The sequence below is a fragment of the Rhodobacter capsulatus genome, from assembly GCF_003254295.1.
GTDB lineage: Bacteria > Pseudomonadota > Alphaproteobacteria > Rhodobacterales > Rhodobacteraceae > Rhodobacter > Rhodobacter capsulatus.
In genome coordinates this window covers 137,181-155,729 of the sequence record NZ_QKZO01000004.1, presented here as the reverse complement: position 1 = coordinate 155,729, position 18,549 = coordinate 137,181, and the positions used below count along the sequence as shown (strand labels likewise).

At 65.5% G+C, this 18,549-nt stretch carries 18 protein-coding genes; 1 reads left to right on the top strand and 17 read right to left on the bottom strand.

The window, feature by feature from the left end; all coding sequences use genetic code 11:
• Positions 1-30: 30 nt before the first annotated feature.
• From LY44_RS07285 to sucC, 17 genes are all read right to left on the bottom strand, one after another.
• Positions 31-810, bottom strand: a complete 780-nt coding sequence (locus LY44_RS07285) for a succinate dehydrogenase iron-sulfur subunit (RefSeq protein WP_055210777.1) — start codon at positions 808-810, stop codon at positions 31-33.
• An 11-nt stretch (positions 811-821) separates the two neighbouring features.
• Positions 822-1,994, bottom strand: a complete 1,173-nt coding sequence (locus LY44_RS07280) for a glycosyltransferase 61 family protein (RefSeq protein WP_081024484.1) — start codon at positions 1,992-1,994, stop codon at positions 822-824.
• Positions 1,991-2,230 (bottom strand): hypothetical protein, encoded by a 240-nt coding sequence (locus LY44_RS07275; RefSeq protein WP_146707219.1) that lies wholly within the window; start codon positions 2,228-2,230, stop codon positions 1,991-1,993. The genes LY44_RS07280 and LY44_RS07275 overlap by 4 nt, the downstream gene beginning before the upstream one ends.
• A gap of 64 nt (positions 2,231-2,294) precedes the next feature.
• The gene (sdhA, locus tag LY44_RS07270) at positions 2,295-4,100 is read right to left on the bottom strand and encodes a succinate dehydrogenase flavoprotein subunit (protein WP_055210782.1); all 1,806 of its coding nucleotides are present in this window, start codon (positions 4,098-4,100) and stop codon (positions 2,295-2,297) included.
• Between the two features lie 16 nt (positions 4,101-4,116).
• Positions 4,117-4,518 carry a succinate dehydrogenase, hydrophobic membrane anchor protein gene (sdhD, locus tag LY44_RS07265; RefSeq protein WP_055210784.1) on the bottom strand — a complete coding sequence of 134 codons (402 nt, stop codon included), beginning with the start codon at positions 4,516-4,518 and terminating at the stop codon, positions 4,117-4,119.
• Between the two features lie 10 nt (positions 4,519-4,528).
• Positions 4,529-4,927, bottom strand: coding sequence for a succinate dehydrogenase, cytochrome b556 subunit (sdhC, locus tag LY44_RS07260; protein WP_055210786.1), 399 nt, complete (start codon positions 4,925-4,927; stop codon positions 4,529-4,531).
• A 340-nt stretch (positions 4,928-5,267) separates the two neighbouring features.
• Positions 5,268-6,305, bottom strand: coding sequence for a MaoC family dehydratase (locus LY44_RS07255; protein ID WP_055210788.1), 1,038 nt, complete (start codon positions 6,303-6,305; stop codon positions 5,268-5,270).
• 1 nt (position 6,306) lies between these two features.
• A complete protein-coding gene (locus LY44_RS07250) occupies positions 6,307-6,510 on the bottom strand; it encodes a DUF1737 domain-containing protein (protein WP_055210790.1) in 204 nt (67 codons plus the stop codon).
• Positions 6,507-7,073, bottom strand: coding sequence for an NnrU family protein (locus tag LY44_RS07245; protein ID WP_055210792.1), 567 nt, complete (start codon positions 7,071-7,073; stop codon positions 6,507-6,509). The genes LY44_RS07250 and LY44_RS07245 overlap by 4 nt, the downstream gene beginning before the upstream one ends.
• Before the next feature lie 10 nt (positions 7,074-7,083).
• Positions 7,084-7,950 (bottom strand): HpcH/HpaI aldolase/citrate lyase family protein, encoded by an 867-nt coding sequence (locus LY44_RS07240; protein WP_055210794.1) that lies wholly within the window; start codon positions 7,948-7,950, stop codon positions 7,084-7,086.
• Positions 7,951-8,085: 135 nt separating this feature from the next.
• Positions 8,086-9,474: a dihydrolipoyl dehydrogenase gene (gene lpdA, locus LY44_RS07235; RefSeq protein ID WP_055210804.1), complete on the bottom strand. Its 1,389-nt coding sequence runs from the start codon at positions 9,472-9,474 to the stop codon at positions 8,086-8,088.
• Between the two features lie 127 nt (positions 9,475-9,601).
• Positions 9,602-11,152 (bottom strand): 2-oxoglutarate dehydrogenase complex dihydrolipoyllysine-residue succinyltransferase, encoded by a 1,551-nt coding sequence (odhB, locus tag LY44_RS07230; protein WP_111395989.1) that lies wholly within the window; start codon positions 11,150-11,152, stop codon positions 9,602-9,604.
• Between the two features lies 1 nt (position 11,153).
• Positions 11,154-14,123 carry a 2-oxoglutarate dehydrogenase E1 component gene (locus tag LY44_RS07225; protein ID WP_055209535.1) on the bottom strand — a complete coding sequence of 990 codons (2,970 nt, stop codon included), beginning with the start codon at positions 14,121-14,123 and terminating at the stop codon, positions 11,154-11,156.
• 239 nt (positions 14,124-14,362) lie between these two features.
• The gene (locus LY44_RS07220) at positions 14,363-14,734 is read right to left on the bottom strand and encodes a hypothetical protein (protein ID WP_146707218.1); all 372 of its coding nucleotides are present in this window, start codon (positions 14,732-14,734) and stop codon (positions 14,363-14,365) included.
• 17 nt (positions 14,735-14,751) lie between these two features.
• Positions 14,752-15,066, bottom strand: coding sequence for a hypothetical protein (locus tag LY44_RS07215; protein WP_055209537.1), 315 nt, complete (start codon positions 15,064-15,066; stop codon positions 14,752-14,754).
• Between the two features lie 118 nt (positions 15,067-15,184).
• The gene (gene sucD, locus LY44_RS07210) at positions 15,185-16,069 is read right to left on the bottom strand and encodes a succinate--CoA ligase subunit alpha (RefSeq protein ID WP_013066465.1); all 885 of its coding nucleotides are present in this window, start codon (positions 16,067-16,069) and stop codon (positions 15,185-15,187) included.
• Positions 16,070-16,073: 4 nt separating this feature from the next.
• Positions 16,074-17,267 carry an ADP-forming succinate--CoA ligase subunit beta gene (gene sucC / locus LY44_RS07205; RefSeq protein ID WP_055209538.1) on the bottom strand — a complete coding sequence of 398 codons (1,194 nt, stop codon included), beginning with the start codon at positions 17,265-17,267 and terminating at the stop codon, positions 16,074-16,076.
• A gap of 219 nt (positions 17,268-17,486) precedes the next feature.
• On the opposite strand from sucC, the gene LY44_RS07200 reads away from it, so the two are divergent.
• Positions 17,487-18,536, top strand: coding sequence for a glycosyltransferase family 2 protein (locus LY44_RS07200; RefSeq protein ID WP_055209539.1), 1,050 nt, complete (start codon positions 17,487-17,489; stop codon positions 18,534-18,536).
• The last annotated feature ends 13 nt before the right edge of the window (positions 18,537-18,549 follow it).

The following is an 18,549-nucleotide window of genomic DNA, read 5'->3' as shown; positions in this document are numbered from 1 at the left end:
GCCGGGGCCTTTCGTAGAAACAGAGCCGGATCAGACGTGCCGGCTGACCATCAGCCGCTTGATCTCGGCGATCGCCTTGGCCGGGTTCAGCCCCTTCGGGCAGGTCTTGGCGCAGTTCATGATCGTGTGGCAGCGGTAGAGCTTGAACGGGTCTTCCAGCTCATCGAGACGCTCGGCCGTGGCTTCGTCGCGGCTGTCGATGATCCAGCGGTAAGCATGCAAGAGCGCCGCCGGGCCAAGGTAGCGGTCCGAGTTCCACCAGTAGCTCGGGCAGGAGGTCGAACACGACGCGCACATCACGCATTCATAAAGACCGTCGAGCTTCTTGCGGTCCTCGATCGATTGCAGCCACTCTTTCTCGGGCTTGTTCGTCGTCGTCTGCAGGAAGGGCATGATCGAGGCATGCTGCGCATAGAAATGCGTCAGGTCGGGCACCAGATCCTTGACCACCGGCATATGCGGCAGCGGGTAGATGCGGACATCGCCCTTGATCTCGTCGAGCCCGTAGATGCAAGCGAGCGTGTTGATGCCGTCGATGTTCATCGCACACGAGCCGCAGATCCCCTCGCGGCACGACCGGCGGAAGGTCAGCGTCGGGTCGATCTCGTTCTTGATCTTCAGAAGCGCATCCAGAACCATCGGCCCGCAACGGTCCATGTCGAGGAAATAGGTGTCCACCCGGGGATTTTCCCCGGTGTCCGGATCCCAGCGGTAGATCTTGAACTTGCGCACGGTCTTGGCGCCCTCGGGCCGCGGCCAGGTCTTGCCGACGCGGATCTTGGAGTTTTTCGGAAGCGTGAACTGAACCATTGGGCGTCCTTTCAGTGCGAAGCGGACCGGGCCGGGGGCGGCTCGGCCAAGTCGAGAAGCTCATCGGGGGTGGAAATCTGCTCGATGAGGCGGATGAGATTGGGCAGCGCCTGGGTCACCGGGGCGGCCTGGGCCAAAAGCCAGCGCAGGGCATCGTCCAGCACGGCCGCGCGCCAGGCGTCGTGGTTCCAGTGCCGGGCCAGCGGCACGCCCAGATCGGCGAAGGCGGCGAAAAGCGCGGGCAGATCATAGAAGGTCGCGTAAAGATGGCGCAATTCGCGCGGGGCGGCATGCGCGGGGCCCCGGAACCGGCCCGAGACGGTCAGATGACCGGCCACGACATCATGCGCGCGCAGGCTGCGGCAGCGCGGGGTCAGCACCGCCGTCCAGGCATCCGGCCCGGTGCGGCGGCGCAGGATGTGGATATCCTGATCGAGGCGGCCGAGCAGCTGGCGGCCATGCAGCGCCGAGCCCTCGGCAAAGACCAGCGCCTCGGCCCGGGCATAGGCCTGCATCTGCGCGCGGATCGGCAGGGTTCCGGGGTCGATCACCGTCACGCCCAGCTCGGCCAGAAGCCCGGCCAGATAGGTCTCGCCCAGATGGCCGCCGCGGCCGGTCGCCACCAGCCCGGCCCGGCTGACATAGATCAGCGGCAGGCGCGGTTGCAGGTCGATCCCGTGGCGGCCGGGCAGCGCGTCGAGCAGATCGAGATAGGCCGAATCGGGGGCGGTGCCGCCCAGCATCTCGCCCTGGGCGCAGACCCGCAATTCCGGCGCAAGGCTGGGTTCGGTGACGAAGCGGGCGCGACGCGCGGGCATCGTCAGCCAGTCGAACACCTGATGCACCCAGGGCGCCAGCGCCTCGGGGGCGGTGCCGGTGGGCAGGGTGAACAGCACCACATCCGTATCGCGCTGGCTGACCGCGGGCAGAAGCCGGGTGATGTGTTCGGCGATCAGATGGCCGAATTCATGGCTGAGATAGCCGCCCCAAAGCGCCGGGCGGCGGAACTGCCGCACCGGCTTGCGCAAGGGCGGCGCGGTGTCGGCGGGACGGCCGGAATAGCAAAACCGGGCCGCGGTCTGACGCTCGAACTCGGGCCAGACCGGACCGCCCAGCGGCACATGTTCGCGCATGCGGGTGACCGGCATCACGGGGACATCGCGGAAGCACAGAAGCTCCATCATCCCCTCCCCTGCGGCACGGTGTAATAGGGGCGGTTGGGCGCTTGCCCCGCGCGGGCGCGGACGCAGCGGTCATAGGCCGCGCCGGGATCGCCGCCGCCGCTGCCCATGGTGAAGGTCAGCTTCACGCCGCTTTCGAAAGTGCCGCCCGAGGTGACGCCCATCCGGCCTTCGCCGGAGAGGGGCGCTTTCGGGGCGACGGTTTCGGCGCAAAGCTTCTCGGCTTCGGGCAGGGCCATGGGGCCGCAACCGGCCAGGGCAAGCCCCGCCGCCGCGATCCCATATGCCCAGACCCGCGCCATCTCAGAAGGTCCGCGCTTTCGGCGCGATCTTCGCCAGGCTGATGCCACCTTCCGCCTCGGTGGTCAGCGGTGCGGTGATCACCGGGCGATAGCTCAGGTCAACCTTGTTGTCCTCGACCCGCATGATCGAGTGCTTGCGCCAGTTGGCGTCGTCGCGCGTCGCATGGTCTTCCGAGGCATGGGCGCCGCGGCTTTCCTTGCGCGCTTCGGCGCCGACGATGGTGGCCAGCGCGTTCGGCATCAGGTTGGTCAGTTCCAGCGTTTCCATCAGGTCGCTGTTCCAGATCAGCGAGCGGTCGGTGACCTTCAGATCGGCGACCTTGGCCGCGATCTCGGTCATCTTCGCCTTGCCTTCGGCCAGCGTCTTGTCGGTGCGGAAGACGGCCGCATCGGCCTGCATGGTGCGCTGCATTTCCAGCCGCAGGTCCGCCGTGGGGGTGTGGCCCTTGGCATGGCGCAGCCCGTCGAAGCGTGCAAAGCACTTGTCGACCGAGGCCTGGTTATAGGCCGCCGGACGCGCCTTCGGATCGACGATTTCCCCCGCCCGGATCGCCGCGGCCCGGCCGAAGACGACAAGGTCGATGAGCGAGTTCGAGCCAAGGCGGTTCGCCCCGTGCACAGAGGCGCAACCGGCCTCGCCCACGGCCATCAGACCGGGCACGATCGCGTTCGGATTGTCGGCCGTCGGGTTCAGCGCCTCGCCCCAGTAGTTCGTGGGGATGCCGCCCATGTTGTAGTGAACCGTCGGCAGAACCGGGATCGGCTCTTTGGTGACATCGACGCCGGCAAAGATCTTCGCCGATTCCGAGATGCCCGGCAGACGTTCGGCCAGCGCCTCTTTCGGCAGGTGCGACAGGTTCAGGTGGATGTGGTCTTTATGCTCGCCCACACCGCGGCCTTCGCGGATTTCCAGCGTCATGCAGCGCGAAACATAGTCGCGCGGCGCCAGATCCTTGTAATGCGGCGCATAGCGTTCCATGAAGCGCTCGCCCTGGCTGTTCGTCAGATACCCGCCCTCGCCGCGCGCGCCTTCGGTGATCAGGCAGCCCGAACCATAGATGCCGGTCGGGTGGAACTGCACGAATTCCATGTCCTGCAGCGCCAGACCCGCCCGCGCCACCATGCCGCCGCCGTCGCCGGTGCAGGTATGGGCCGAGGTCGCCGAGAAATAGGCGCGGCCATAGCCGCCCGTCGCCAGCACGACCATCTTGGCGTTGAAGACGTGGAAGGTGCCGTCGTCAAGCTTCCAGCACACGACGCCCTGACAGACGCCATCCTCGGACATGATCAGGTCGAGCGCGAAATATTCGATGAAGAATTCCGCGTTGTTCTTGAGGCTCTGGCCGTAAAGCGTGTGCAGGATGGCGTGGCCGGTGCGGTCGGCGGCGGCGCAGGTGCGCTGCACCGGCGGGCCGTCGCCGAATTCGGTGGTGTGACCGCCGAAGGGGCGCTGGTAGATCTTGCCCGCCTCGGTGCGGGAAAACGGCACGCCGTAATGTTCCAGCTCATAGACCGCGGCAGGCGCCGAGCGCGCCAGATATTCCATCGCATCGGTGTCGCCGAGCCAGTCCGAGCCCTTGACGGTGTCGAACATGTGCCATTGCCAGCTGTCCGGGCCCATGTTGCCAAGGGACGCCGCGATGCCGCCCTGCGCCGCAACGGTGTGCGAGCGGGTCGGGAAGACCTTGGTCACGCAGGCGGTGCGCAGCCCCTGTTCGGCCATGCCGAGCGTCGCGCGCAGGCCCGCGCCACCGGCACCGACCACCACCACGTCATAGTTGTGGGTTTCGTAAGTATAGGAAGCCATTGTCCGGTTGCCCCTGTCAGTTCGTGATCTGTTGCGCCGCGGCGGCGAGGAACATCATCTTCGCCAGCGCATAAAGCACCAGGGCCGAGATCAGCCACGACAGCGAATAGACGAAGATCACCAGCCCCTTGCGCAGGCTGCCCTGGGTGTAGTCTTCCAGCATCACCTGCGCGCCCTTGGCGAAATGGCGCATGCCGACGATGGTGACCAGCGCGGTCAGGATCGCCGGGAAGGGCCGGGCGAAATAGGCCTGAAGCTCGGCCTGGCTCATGCCGATGGCATGACCGAAGACGAAGATGAAGGCGGGCACCAGAAAGGCCAGCGCCACCGAGGACATCGTCATCCACCAGAAATGTTCGGTGCCGGACCCCGAGGCCCCCTTGCCGACGGCGCGTTTGCGATCGGTCAGATAGCGCATGGTGGCCTCCTCAGAAAATCGCCAGAATGATGAGCGTCAAAAGCGTCAGCACGACCGAGCCGATGATCGCCCCCCAGCCGAGTTTCTCGGCGGTTTCGACATCCAGCCCGCGGCCGGTGTCCCACAAGAGATGCCGCAGCCCGGTCAGGTAGTGATACCACATCGCCCAGGCCATGCCCGCGAAGATCAGCCAGCCCAGCCAGGAGGTGACGATCCAGTTCACCACGCCGAAATAGCCGGGGCTGGAGACGGCGGCGATCAGCCACCAGGCGCCAAGCAGGAAGCCCGCAATCAGCGCGTTGCCGGTGATCCGGGTCAGGATCGAGCTCATCGACGTCATCTGCGGACGGTAATACGGGCCGATCATGAAGGGGGAAAGGGGTCGTTCGACCCGTTTCGGTTCAGCCATTTGGGGTCCCTCACTCGCTGGGCCGTCTGCGCGGGCCAGAGAGTGGAGGCAGACGGGTTGGCCGGAATTGTGAGACCTGAATAGGCGGTCACGGCGGGCAAGTCACGCATTCAGATCAAATTTCGCCTTCGCAGTTGCAAAAAAGCGGCGGAAATTTCGCTTTGTGATCACAAAAACCGACGCCGGGCAAATGTCGTCCGGTAACATTCGGATGCCGCTTTTCGTGCCGCACAAGGCAGCCTTGAGCCATCTGCGGGAGAGTGCAAAAGGAAAGGGCGGAAACCGTGCCCCGGTTTCCGCCCCGTCTGTCCGACTCACCCGCGCGCGGGCGGATTTGCGATCACAAAGGCATCAGCGCCCAGTAATCGAGATCCAGAAGCACCTCGGGCGCGTATTTCCCGTCCGCGCCCTTCAGCGCGAAGGGCGCCGCGCCCTGCTTGACCGCAACCAGCCGCAGCCGGATCGCGCCAACGCCCGGGGCCTCGGTCTCGGCCTTGTCCAGCACCTCGGACCAGGCCTTGACGGTATCACCCGCAAAACAGGGGTTGGCATGGGCGCCGCCGTTCAGCGCCACGATCATCTGCGCATTGGCGAGCCCGTTGAACGACAGCGCGCGGGCCATCGAAATGACATGACCGCCATAGATCAGCCGCTTGCCATCCTCGCGGAAGGTGGCGTCGAAATGCACCTTGGCGGTGTTCTGCCACAGCCGCGTGGCCAGCATGTGCTCGGCCTCCTCGATCGTCACGCCGTCCACATGGTCGATCTTTTCGCCGATCTCATAGTCCGAAAGCCGATGCGGCTCGCCCGCCAGGGTGAAATCGTAATCCTCGAAGCTCAGCCCCTCGGGGATCACCAGATCTTCGACCGGAACGACCTTGCGCAGCTCGGGCAGCACCGGCGCGGGCGCGGGGCTGGCGGCGTCGCGCTTGCGCACCATCACCCAGCGGACATAATCCAGCACCACCTCGTCATTCTGGTTGAGGCCCCGGGTGCGGACATAAACGTTGCCCGACTTGCCGTTCGAGTTCTCCTTGATCCCGATCACTTCCGAGACCGCGCGCAAGGTATCGCCCGGATAGACCGGAAGCACCCAGCGCCCCTCGGCATAGCCGAGGTTGGCGACGGCATTCAGCGAGACATCGGGAACGGTCTTGCCAAAGACGGTGTGGAAGGCCAGCAGATCATCGAGCGGCGAGCCATCCAGCCCGCAATTGGCGGCGAAGACATCGCTGGAATACAGCGCATGCCGGGCGGGATAAAGCGCGTGGTAGAGCGCCCGCTCCCCCTCGGCCACGGTGCGGGGAACGGCATGGCCGATCACCTGCCCCACCGCGTAATCCTCGAAGAAACGGCCCGGATTCGTCTTCGTCGCCATCTTACTGCTCTCCCAGTTTCAGATCGGGGTGGTAGTCCCCCGGCACATCCTTCACCACCGCCTGCGCACAGCGCATCACGCCGCGCGCCGCGTCGAAGCCATAGGCGGGGCTGCCGTGCAGCTCCCAGCCCTTCGCCAGCGCCATCGAAACCTTGTGACAGAAGGCCGAAGTGTCATCCTCGGTCAGGAGCCGATACAGTTTCACGGATAGGTCCCCAGAAACAGGCTGTGACCGAGGATCAGCCCATGCAGCCAGACGATGATCCCATAGATCGCCAGCGTGCCGATCAGGTTCTTCAGATCGCCCTTGAGCGAGCCGGGTTTCGGCCGCTTCCACGGACCGGCGCGGTTGATCACGACCATCTCGGCCACGGCCCAGACGCCCAGCGCGCCAAACAGGATCACCGAGACATAATCGCCGTTCACCAACAGATGCGAGACCGACCACAAAAGCATCCCCGTCAGCATCGGATGGCGCATCTTGTCGATCAGGATCGAGCGCGAGCCGCCGACGCCGAACAGATAGATGGCGATCAGCATCAGCAGGTTGTTCAGATGGCCGATCCCCGGCAGCGGCGTGTAAAGGTTGTCGTCGGGCGTCACCTCGACCGAGCGGTAACCGATCACCATCAACGCGGTGCCGGTCAGGATCAGCGCCGCGACGATCGCCTTGATCTGCGGCATCAGCATCAGATGCCGATGCGGCGCCAGGCGCTTGAAGGAATGGGGCAGCACCCAAAGCAGGATGCCGAGGATCATCAGGGACATGGCTTGCCTCTCAACTTGCGAGTGCGGCAATCGCCTCCGCTTTCGCAAGGACTTGCCGCGCCGTCACGATATGCAGGTTTTCGACGATCTTTCCATCCACAACCGCAACCCCCTGCCCCGCGGCCTGCGCCGCGTCAAAGGCGGCGATCTGGCGCCGGGCGAGGTCGATCTCGGCCTCGGAGGGCGCAAAGGCGGCGTTGGCGATGTCAAGCTGCGCCGGGTGGATCAGCGTCTTGCCGTCAAAGCCCATGTCGCGGCCCTGATCGCATTCGGCGCGCAGGCCCGCGTCATCCTTGAAGGCGTTGTAGACGCCGTCGACGATGATCTTGCCAAAAGACTTGGCGGCCAGCAGGCACAAGCCCAGCCCGGTCTGCAGCGGCAGCCGATCGGCGCGGAAGCGGCTTTGCAGCTCCTTCGCCAGATCGTTGGTGCCCATCACCATGCCTTCAAGCCGCGGATGCGCCGCGATGTCGGCGGCGTTCAGCATGCCCAGCGCGGTTTCCATCATCGCCCAAAGCGGCACGGTCGGAATGAGATTCGCAACGGCATCCAGATCGGATTTGGTCGAGACCTTGGGGATCAGCACGGCGTCGATCTTCACGCCGTCCTTCAGCGCCGCGGCCATGGCGAACGCATCGTCGCGGCCCCAGTCGCTGTCGAGCCCGTTGATCCGCACGATCCGCATCCGCGCGCCGAAATCGGCCTCGCGCAGCGCCTTGATCAGAATGGCGCGGGCATTGACCTTTTCATCGACCGCCACCGCGTCTTCCAGATCGAAGATGATCGCGTCGCAGGCAAGACCCGTCGCCTTTTCCAGCGCCCGTTCCTTGGAACCGGGGATGTAGAGCACCGAACGGGTGGGGCGGGCAGCGGTCATGATTCTCTCCTCGCAACAATCTTGCGCGATGAAGCACAAGCCGGACAGAATCAGCAAGCCCAGATTTGCCGCAGCGCAGAGAATTGGCCCCGGCGGTCCGAAAGCGGCCCCGACCGAAGCCGGGGCCGGTCCGTCTCAGGCGTGGATCGCACCGTCGCCACAGGCCAGCGCCGCCTCGCGCACGGCTTCCGAATAGGTCGGATGGGCGTGGCAGGTCAGCGCCATATCCTGCGCCGAGGCGCCGAATTCCATCGCGACGCAGATTTCATGGATCATGTCGCCCGCCGAGGGGCCGATGATATGGGCGCCCAGAATCCGGTCCGTCGCCGCATCGGCCAGAATTTTCACGAAGCCCTCGGCCTGGAACACGGCTTTCGCCCGGCCGTTGCCCATGAAGGAGAACTTGCCGACCTTGTAGGCCCGGCCTTCCTGTTTCAGCGCATCCTCGGTCTTGCCGACGCAGGCCACCTCGGGCGTGGTGTAGATCACCCCGGGGATCACGTCGTAATTCACATGGCCATGCTTGTCCGCGATCACCTCGGCCACCGCCATCCCCTCGTCCTCGGCCTTGTGGGCCAGCATCGGGCCGATGATCGCATCGCCGATCGCATAGATGCCGGGCACATTCGTCGCCCAATGGCTGTCGGTCTTCACCTGCCCGCGCGGCAGCATCTCGACGCCCAGCGCCTCAAGGCCCAGCCCCTTGGTGAAGGGCTTGCGGCCGGTCGCCACCAGCACCACCTCGGCTTCGATCGCATGGGCGCTCTCGTCCTTGCGCAGGCTGTAGCGCACGGTGTTCTTGCCCTTCGCCTTGTCGACGCCCTGCACCGCGGCGCCCAGAACGAATTTCAGCCCCTGACGGGTCAGGATGCGCTGCAGCCCCTTGGCCACCTCGGCATCCATGCCGGGCGTGATCGCATCGAGATATTCGACCACCGTCACCTCGGCGCCCAGACGCGCATAGACCGAGCCAAGCTCCAGCCCGATCACCCCGGCGCCGATCACCACCATCGATTTCGGCACCTTGGCCAGCGACAGCGCCCCGGTCGAGGTGACGACGGTCGCCTCGTCGATCTCGATGCCGGGCAGGCCCGCCGCTTCCGAGCCGGTGGCAATGACGATGTTCTTCGCCGTGTGGATGTCCTCGCCGACCTTCACCTGACCCGGCGCCGGGATCGAGCCCCAGCCCTGCAGGTAAGTGACCTTGTTCTTCTTGAACAGGAACTCGATGCCCTTGGTGTTGCCGTCGATGACGTCCTTCTTGTAGGACTGCATCTTCGCCCAGTCGACCTTCACCTTGGCGCCCATCAGGCCCATTTTCTCGAAGTTCTCATGCACCTCGTGCAGCTCATGCGTGGCATGCAGCAGCGCCTTGGACGGGATGCAGCCCACGTTGAGGCAGGTGCCGCCCAAGGCCCCGCGCCCCTCGACGCAGGCGGTCTTCAGCCCCAGTTGCGCGCAGCGGATGGCGCAGACATAGCCGCCCGGGCCGCCGCCGATGATGATGACGTCGAATTCTGCCATGGTCATTCCCCTGACGAATGGCGGGGGGCGCTGCCCCCCGGGCCCCCCGAGGTATTTTCAGCAAGATGAAAGGGGGGCGGTTTGCGTGAAGGGGGCGGGTTTCCGCCCCCTGCGGCATCGGGCGGGATCAGAGATCCATCAGCAGGCGGCGCGGATCTTCCAGCGCCTCTTTCACCCGGACAAGGAAGGTCACCGCGCCCTTGCCGTCGACGATGCGGTGATCGTAGGAGAGCGCCAGATACATCATCGGGCGGATCACGATCTGGCCGTTCACCACCACAGGGCGGTCCTGGATCTTGTGCATGCCCAGAATGCCCGATTGCGGCGGGTTCAGGATCGGCGAGGACATCAGCGAGCCGTAAACCCCGCCGTTCGAGATGGTGAAGCTGCCGCCCTGCATTTCCTGCATCGTCAGCTTGCCGTCGCGGCCGCGTTTGCCCAGTTCGGCGATCTCGCGCTCGATATGGGCGAAGCCCTTTTGATCCGCGTCACGCAGCACCGGCACCACAAGGCCCGAGGGCGTGCCAACGGCCACGCCCATGTGGACGTAGTTCTTGTAGATGATGTCGCCGCCGTCGATCTCGGCGTTCACCTCGGGGATTTCCTTGAGCGCGTGGCAGCAGGCCTTCACGAAGAAGCCCATGAAGCCCAGCTTGACCCCGTGTTTCTTCTCGAACTGGTCCTTGTAGACATTGCGCAGATCCATCACGCCCGACATGTCCACCTCGTTGTAGGTGGTCAGCATCGCAGCGGTGTTCTGCGCGTCCTTCAGGCGGCGCGCGATCGTGGCGCGCAGGCGGGTCATCTTCACCCGTTCCTCGCGCGCCGCATCTTCGGCCGGGACCGGGGCGCGCGGCACGGTGGCGGGCGGCGGCGCGATCGAGACTTGCGCCGTCGCGACCGGGGCGGGCGCGGCAGGGGCCGGGGCGGCGGCCGGGGCAGCCGCGGCGGCGGCCACGTCTTCCTTCATGATCCGGCCATCGCGGCCGGTGCCGGTGACCTGATCGGGGCTGAGCCCCGCTTCGGCCATCGCCTTTTTCGCCGCCGGGGCATGTTCGACATCCTTCGCGGGCGCCGCCGCCGGGGCGGGCGCGGAGGCGGCCGCGGCCGGGGCGGCAGTGGCTGCCGCGCCCGCCGTCAGGATCGCCAGACGCCCGCCCGCGGCGACCGAAACGCCCTCGGGCGCGAGGATCTCGCTCAGCACGCCCGCGACCGGCGCCGGAACCTCGACCGAGACCTTGTCGGTTTCCAGCTCGCACAGGATCTCGTCCTGCGCGACGGCATCGCCCGGCTTCTTGAACCAGGTGGAGACCGTGGCTTCGGCAACGCTTTCGCCCAGCGCGGGGACCATGACATCCGTCATCTTGACCTCTTGAACAGTCGGCGCGGCTTTTTGAGGGGCAGCCGGGCCTTCGGATTTGGGTTGCGCGGGCGGCATCGCGCCCGCGGACAAAAGCACGGCCAGCAGGGCGTTCACCGCCACCGTCTCGCCTTCCTTGACGACGACCTCGCTCAGCACCCCCGCCGAGGGGGCGCGGACTTCGACCGTCACCTTGTCTGTTTCAAGCTCGCAGAGCATCGCATCGGCCACGACCATCTCGCCCGGTTTCACGAACCAGGTGGCGACAGTGGCTTCCGAGACGCTTTCCCCAAGCCCGGGAACGCGGATCTCGGTCATCTCAGCCCTCCAGCGCGTCTTGGACGAGCGCGTCCTGCTCGGCCTTGTGGCGGGACGCCAGACCCGTAGCGGGCGAGGCCGAGGCGGCACGGCCCGCATAGCGCGCCCGGCCATGCTTGGCCCCGATCTTCGCAAGCACCCATTCCAGGTTCGGCTCGATGAAGCTCCAGGCGCCCTGGTTCTTCGGCTCTTCCTGACACCAGATGATCTGCGCCTCCTTGAAGCGGCCCAGTTCCGTCACCAGCGAATGCGCCGGGAAGGGGTAAAGCTGCTCGATGCGCAGGATGTAGACATCCTCGAGCCCGCGCTTGTCGCGTTCGGCCAGCAGATCGTAATAGACCTTGCCGGTGCACATCACGACACGGCTGATCTCGGCATCGGGTTTCGTCGTCATCTCCGAATTGCCGTGGTGCTGCGCATCGGCATCGTCCCACATCACGCGGCGGAAGAACGAGCCGGTGGTGAATTCCTCGGCCGTCGAGGTGCACAGCGGATGGCGCAGCAGCGATTTCGGCGTCATCAGGATCAAGGGCTTGCGGAAGTTGCGGTGGATCTGCCGGCGCAGGATGTGGAAGTAGTTCGCCGGCGTCGAGCAGTTCGCGACGATCCAGTTGTCTTCGGCCGAAAGTTGCAGGAAGCGTTCCAGACGGGCCGAGGAATGTTCCGGCCCCTGCCCCTCGAAACCATGCGGCAAGAGGCAGACCAGCCCCGACATCCGCAGCCATTTCCGTTCGCCCGAGTTGATGAACTGGTCGAACATGATCTGCGCGCCATTGGCGAAATCGCCGAATTGCGCCTCCCACAGGGTCAGCGCGTTCGGTTCCGCCAGCGAATAGCCGTATTCGAACCCGAGCACGGCATATTCCGAGAGCATCGAATCGATGACCTCGTATTTCGCCTGACCGGGCTTGATGTGGTTGAGCGGATAATAGCGTTCCTCGGTCGCCTGGTCGATCAGCCCGGAATGACGCTGGCTGAAGGTGCCGCGGGTGCAGTCCTGACCGGCCAGACGCACCGGGAAGCCCTCGGCCAGAAGCGAGCCGAAAGCCATCGCCTCGGCCGTGGCCCAGTCAAACCCCTGGCCCTTTTCGAACATCGCCTTTTTCGCCTCGAGCTGGCGGGCGACGGTCTTGTGGATGTCGAAATCCTCGGGGTAGGAGGTCAGCGCCTTCCCCACCTCGGCCATCAGCTCGGGCGAAATCGGGGTCACCCCCGCGTCGTAATCACTGCTTTGCCGGTCAAGGTGCTTCCAGCGGCCATCGAGCCAGTCGGCCTTGTTCGGGCGGAACTGCTTGCCCGCCTCGTATTCCTCGTTCAGCTTCGCCTGAAACGCCGCTTTCATGTCCTCGATCTCGCCCTCGGGGATCAGCCCGTCGGCGACCAGACGTTCGGTGTAAAGCTGCAGCGTGGTCTTGTGGCCCTTGATGTTCTTGTACATCGCCGGGTTGGTGAACATCGGCTCGTCGCCTTCGTTGTGACCGAAGCGGCGATAGCAGAAGATGTCGATGACCACGTCCTTGTGGAATTTCTGCCGGAATTCCGTCGCCACTTTCGCGGCATGCACGACGGCCTCGGGGTCGTCGCCGTTGACGTGAAAGATCGGCGCTTCCACCATCAGCGCGATGTCGGTCGGATAGGGCGAGGTGCGCGAGAAATGCGGCGCCGTGGTGAAGCCGATCTGGTTGTTCACGACGATATGGATGCAGCCGCCGGTGCGATGCCCCTTGATGCCGGAAAGTTGCAGACATTCGGCGACGATCCCCTGCCCCGCAAAGGCCGCGTCGCCGTGCAGCAGCACCGACAGGACCTGGGTGCGGTCCTCGTCATGGGCCTGATCCTGCTTGGCGCGGACCTTGCCCAGAACGACCGGGTTCACCGCTTCAAGGTGGCTCGGGTTCGCGGTCAGCGACAGGTGCACGGTGTGGCCGTCAAACGAGCGGTCCGAGGAGGCGCCAAGGTGATATTTCACGTCGCCCGAGCCGTCCACATCTTCGGGCTTGTAGGAGCCGCCCTGAAATTCGTGGAAGATCGCCCGATAGGGTTTCGCCATCACCGTCGCCAGAATGTTCAGCCGGCCGCGGTGCGGCATGCCGAAGACCACTTCCTTCAGGCCAAGGGCGCCGCCGCGCTTGATGATCTGTTCCATCGCCGGGATCAGCGCCTCGGCCCCGTCCAGGCCGAAACGCTTGGTGCCGGTGTATTTCACGTGCAGGAATTTCTCGAAGCCCTCGGCCTCGACCAGCTTGTTCAGGATGGCGCGGCGGCCTTCGCGGGTGAACTGGATTTCCTTGCCGTAACCCTCGATCCGTTCCTTCAGCCAGGCGGCTTCCTCGGGGTTCGAGATATGCATGTATTGCAGCGCGAAGGTGCCGCAATAGGTGCGCTTGAGCACGTCGAGGATCTGCCGCATCGAGGCCACTTGCAGCCCCAGCACGTTGTCGATGAAGATCATCCGGTCCATGTCGGCATCGGTGAAGCCGTAGGAACGCGGGTCAAGCTCGGGATGCGACTCGCCCGAGCGCATACCAAGCGGATCCAGATCGGCGATCAGGTGCCCCCGGATCCGGTAGGCGCGGATGATCATCAGCGCACGGATGGAATCAAGGACGGCGCGCTTGATCGCCTCGTCCGAGACCTGCACCCCCGCGGCCTTGACGGCGGCGGCGATCTTCTCGGCCGCGGCCTTGTTTTCCCTGGGCGCGACGGGCATCGGCCATTCGCCGGTCATCGCCGCGGTCAGATCGTCCGAGGGCGTCGGCGGCCAATCGGCGCGCGCCCAGCTCGGACCATGCGCCGAGCGCTTGGCGTCCAGTTCCGTATCGCCAAGGCTTTCGAAGAAAGAGGCCCAGTTCGGATCGACCGAGGTCGGATCGGCGGCATAGCGGGCGTAAAGCTGTTCGACATAATCTGCGTTCGCCCCTTGCAGGAAGGACGAAGCGTGGAACTGGTCGTTCGGTGTGTGGTCGTTCATGGGATGATCCTTGCGAGATCGGCTGCGGGACGGCCGGAGGGCCGGAGGGAACGGGGGCCCGGCGCGCCAGCGACGCGCCGGAGCGGATCAGGCGCGGAGGGGACGCGCCGTCGACACCGGGGCAGACCGCAGCCGGGGCGCCGAAGCCGGGGCACGGGCCGCGGCAGGCGGCCGGGGGAGGATCGGACCGAGCGTGAGGGGACGCATCGACTTTCCTTTCATCTCAAGGCCTTGCGTGCCTATTTGCACGCCACCACCAGCGCCTTCATGCCGGGAACGCGGTCGCCGGGATCGGTGACATGCGAGGTTTTCAGGCTTTTGCCATAGTGGCGGCACAGCCGCTCCGGCGCGGCGGCCACTGCCTCCTTGTTGGCGGCGAACAGATCGAAATAGATGTAGGAGCGCGTCGCATCGCCCGAGATCGCGGCGACGGCATCGCTGTTGATGCCGGTCATCCGCGCGAAATCGGCCTTGGCGCGGTTGTCGACCGGGATCGGCGGCGCCAGCGCCGGGGCGGCGGCGGCGACGGGAAGCGTGGGAGCGGTCTCCATGCAGGCGGAGAGCAACAGTGTCAGAAGGGCGGCCAGAAGGGCCGATGCGGTACGGGACATGCTTTGCCTCGGGCAGGTCAGCGACGGTAAGGGCTTGCGGTGCCGGGCAATCCGGCGGCTTCGGAACAGGCGATCTCGTAGCGGCCGCCTGCGCTTTCGGGCCCGCAGGGGGCGGCGGTGCCCGTGATGATGGTGCCGTTCGTGCGCGCGGAATTGGCCAGCGCATAGCCGGTCGCGCCGGTCGGCGTCCTGCCTGCGGGGACCTTTTGCGTCGTCACGATCGGAGTGGTGGTGATCGGGCCCGACGCCTGCGGATCGCCCGGCGTCGGATCGGTACAGCCTGCAAGGGCCAGCGCGAGGGCGTCCCCCCCCGTCGTCAGTGAAAGCTTCATTCGACCCTCCCGTCTGGCTTGCGGCCGCTCGTTGCACTCGTCACGCCTTGGGGGCCCGACAACCCCGCCCGGAACAAAGATGGGACCGCGGCCTCCTCTGCCGCGGCCCCGAAGGGCCTCAGCCCTTGATCGCTTTCAGCACGGCTTCGCCCAGATGTGCGGGGCTGTCCGCCACCACGATGCCCGCGCGTTTCATCGCTTCGATCTTGCTTTCCGCATCGCCCTTGCCGCCCGAGACGATGGCACCGGCATGGCCCATGCGGCGCCCGGGGGGGGCGGTGCGACCGGCGATGAAGCCCGCGGTCGGCTTCCAGCGGCCCTTTTTCTTTTCCGCCATCAGGAATTCGGCGGCTTCTTCCTCGGCCGAGCCGCCGATTTCGCCGATCATGATGATCGAGGTGGTTTCCGGGTCGGCGAGGAACATTTCCAGCACGTCGATATGCTCGGTGCCCTTGATCGGATCGCCGCCGATGCCCACGGCCGAGGATTGGCCCAGACCGACATCGGTCGTCTGTTTCACCGCCTCATAGGTCAGCGTGCCCGAGCGCGACACGACACCGACCGAGCCGCGCTTGAAGATCGAGCCCGGCATGATGCCGATCTTGCAGGCGTCGGGCGTCATCACGCCGGGGCAGTTCGGCCCGATCAGGCGCGATTTGCTGTCAATGAGCGCGCGTTTCACCCGCATCATGTCCAGCACCGGGATGCCCTCGGTGATGCAGACGATCAGCTCCATCTCGGCGTCGATCGCTTCAAGGATGCTGTCGGCGGCAAAGGGCGGCGGCACGTAGATCGCCGTCGCATGGGCGCCGGTGACGTGTTTCGCCTCGTGGACCGAGTTGAAGACCGGCAGGCCAAGGTGCTCGCTGCCGCCCTTGCCCGGGGTCACGCCGCCGACCATTTTCGTGCCGTAGGCGATAGCCTGTTCCGAGTGGAAAGTGCCCTGCGAGCCGGTGAAGCCCTGGCAGATGACCTTGGTGTGTTCGTTGACGAGGACTGCCATCTTCTTAGCCTTTCACCGCTGCCACGATCTTCTTCGCGCCGTCGGCGAGATCGTCCGCGGCAATCACATTGAGCCCCGACTTGGCGATGATGTCCTTGCCAAGTTCGACGTTCGTGCCTTCAAGGCGCACCACCAGCGGCACCTTGAGGCCGACTTCCTTCACCGCGGCCAAAACGCCTTCCGCGATGATGTCGCAGCGCATGATGCCGCCGAAGATGTTGACCAGAATGCCCTTCACCTTCGGGTCCGAAGTGATGATCTTGAAGGCCTCGGTCACTTTTTCCTTCGACGCGCCGCCGCCGACATCGAGGAAGTTCGCCGGTTCGGCGCCGTACAGCTTGATGATGTCCATCGTCGCCATCGCCAGACCCGCGCCGTTCACCATGCAGCCGATTTCGCCATCAAGCGCGATGTAGTTCAGGTCGAACCGCGAGGCTTCCAGTTCCTTCGGGTCTTCCTCGGTCACGTCGCGCAGATCCATCACCTCGGGCTGACGGTAAAGCGCGTTGTTGTCAAAGCCGAGCTTCGCGTCGAGCACCTTGAGCTGGCCCTCGGTGGTGACGATCAGCGGGTTGATCTCCAGCATCTCCATGTCCTTCTCGAGGAAGGCCTTGTAGAGCTTCTTGATCAGCGACACGCATTGCTTGACCTGATTGCCTTCCAGCCCCAGCGCAAAGGCGATGCGGCGGCCGTGGAAATCGCTCAGCCCCGTGGCCGGATCGACCGAGAAGGAGAGGATCTTTTCGGGCGTGTGGGCGGCGACTTCCTCGATGTCCATCCCGCCCTCGGTCGAGCAGACAAAGCTCACGCGCGAGGATTTGCGGTCGATCAGCAGCGCCAGATACAGCTCGCGCGCGATGTCCGAACCTTCCTCGATATAGATGCGGTTCACCTGTTTCCCGGCCGGGCCGGTCTGGTGGGTGACAAGGGTGCGGCCCAGCATCTGCCGGGCCAGCGTTTCGGCCTCGGCCACCGAGCGGGCCAGACGCACGCCACCCTTTTCACCGGCTTCGGCTTCCTTGAAATGACCCTTGCCGCGGCCCCCGGCATGGATCTGCGCCTTGACCACCCAAAGCGGGCCGTCAAGCTCGCTGGCGGCTGCCTTGACCTCGTCCGCCTTGAGCACGATGCGGCCGTTCGAGACCGGGCAGCCGTAGCTCTTGAGCAACTGCTTGGCCTGGTATTCGTGGATATTCATGGCATTGATCCCATGCTGATGTGTTTGGGGTGGTGTGGCATATTCCGCCCCGGCCACAAACCCAAAACTGCGCCTTTCCCCGGCGCCGGGGCAGAAAAATCAGCTTTGTGATCACGGCCCGCAAATGCGTGATCACAAATTGCCGCAGAGCAGCGAACTTGATTGCGATAACGGAATCGGCTTTGCTTTGCGCAAGGAAATTTCAAATCAGGGGTCGGCATGGCAAGCTGGGGCGTGGTGGCGATGGTGGACGAGCCTGCGCCTCTCGTCGCGGCCTTTGTCGGCCATCATCTGGGGCTGGGCGCGGCCGAGGTGCATGTCTGTCTGGACCGGCCCAACCCCGCGGCGCGGGACCTTCTGGCGGGGGTGCCGGGCGCGGTGCTGCACGCGGACGGCGCGGATGGCTGGCGCTATCGCGATTTCGGCCGCCGCCCCGAGACCATGAATGCGCGGCAGAAATATCATGCCAGCCGGATCCTGGCCGAGACCCGGCTGGACTGGATCCTGCATTGCGATTGCGACGAATATCTGCAGCCCTCGGGCGATGCGATCGGCACCCTGCTCGACCGGGTGCCGCACAAGGCCGCCTGGGTGCAGGTGCCGGTGGCCGAACGGGTGGAGATCCGCGGCCAGCCGCTGGCCGATATCTTCGGCGGCGCCTTTCGCCTGCCCTGGGAGAGGTTCGCCGCCGAGGGCGGGCAGGTCTATGACGCGCTGACCCGGCAGCTGCTGCAAAACGGGGTCTGCGGCCACACGATGGGCAAGGCTTTCGTGCGCGCGGGGCGGGGGCTGTTCATCGGCGTGCATCACGGGTTGACGCAGTATTCCGCGGCGCGGCGCAGCCCCGACATGGTCAAGGGCGGCGGGATGCGGCTTTTGCATTTCGACGGGCTGACGCGGCTGCACTTCGCGCTGAAGATGCTGCGCTACGGGCTGGCGGACCGGCCCGACAATCCGGCCGCGCACAGCCGCGCGCGCTGGACGCAGATCCGCGCCATGGGCGAGGATGCCGGAACCGAAGACTGCCTGCTTGCGCTTTACCGCGCGGCGAAGACGATCTCGGAAAAGCAGGCGCAGGCGCTGAGCGACCGCAAGCTGTTGCGCGGCTGGGCGCCGGGCATCGGCCCGCGCGCCGCCAGCCTGCTGCCCCGCCCCCCCGATCTGAGCGCCGCCGCCTTCGACCGGGCGCTGATCGCGCGCGAAGGGGCGATGTTCGATCTGATCCGGGCGCGCACGGGTTTTGACCCGCAAGCGCTGGCCGCAAAATGAAAAGGGCGGGGAA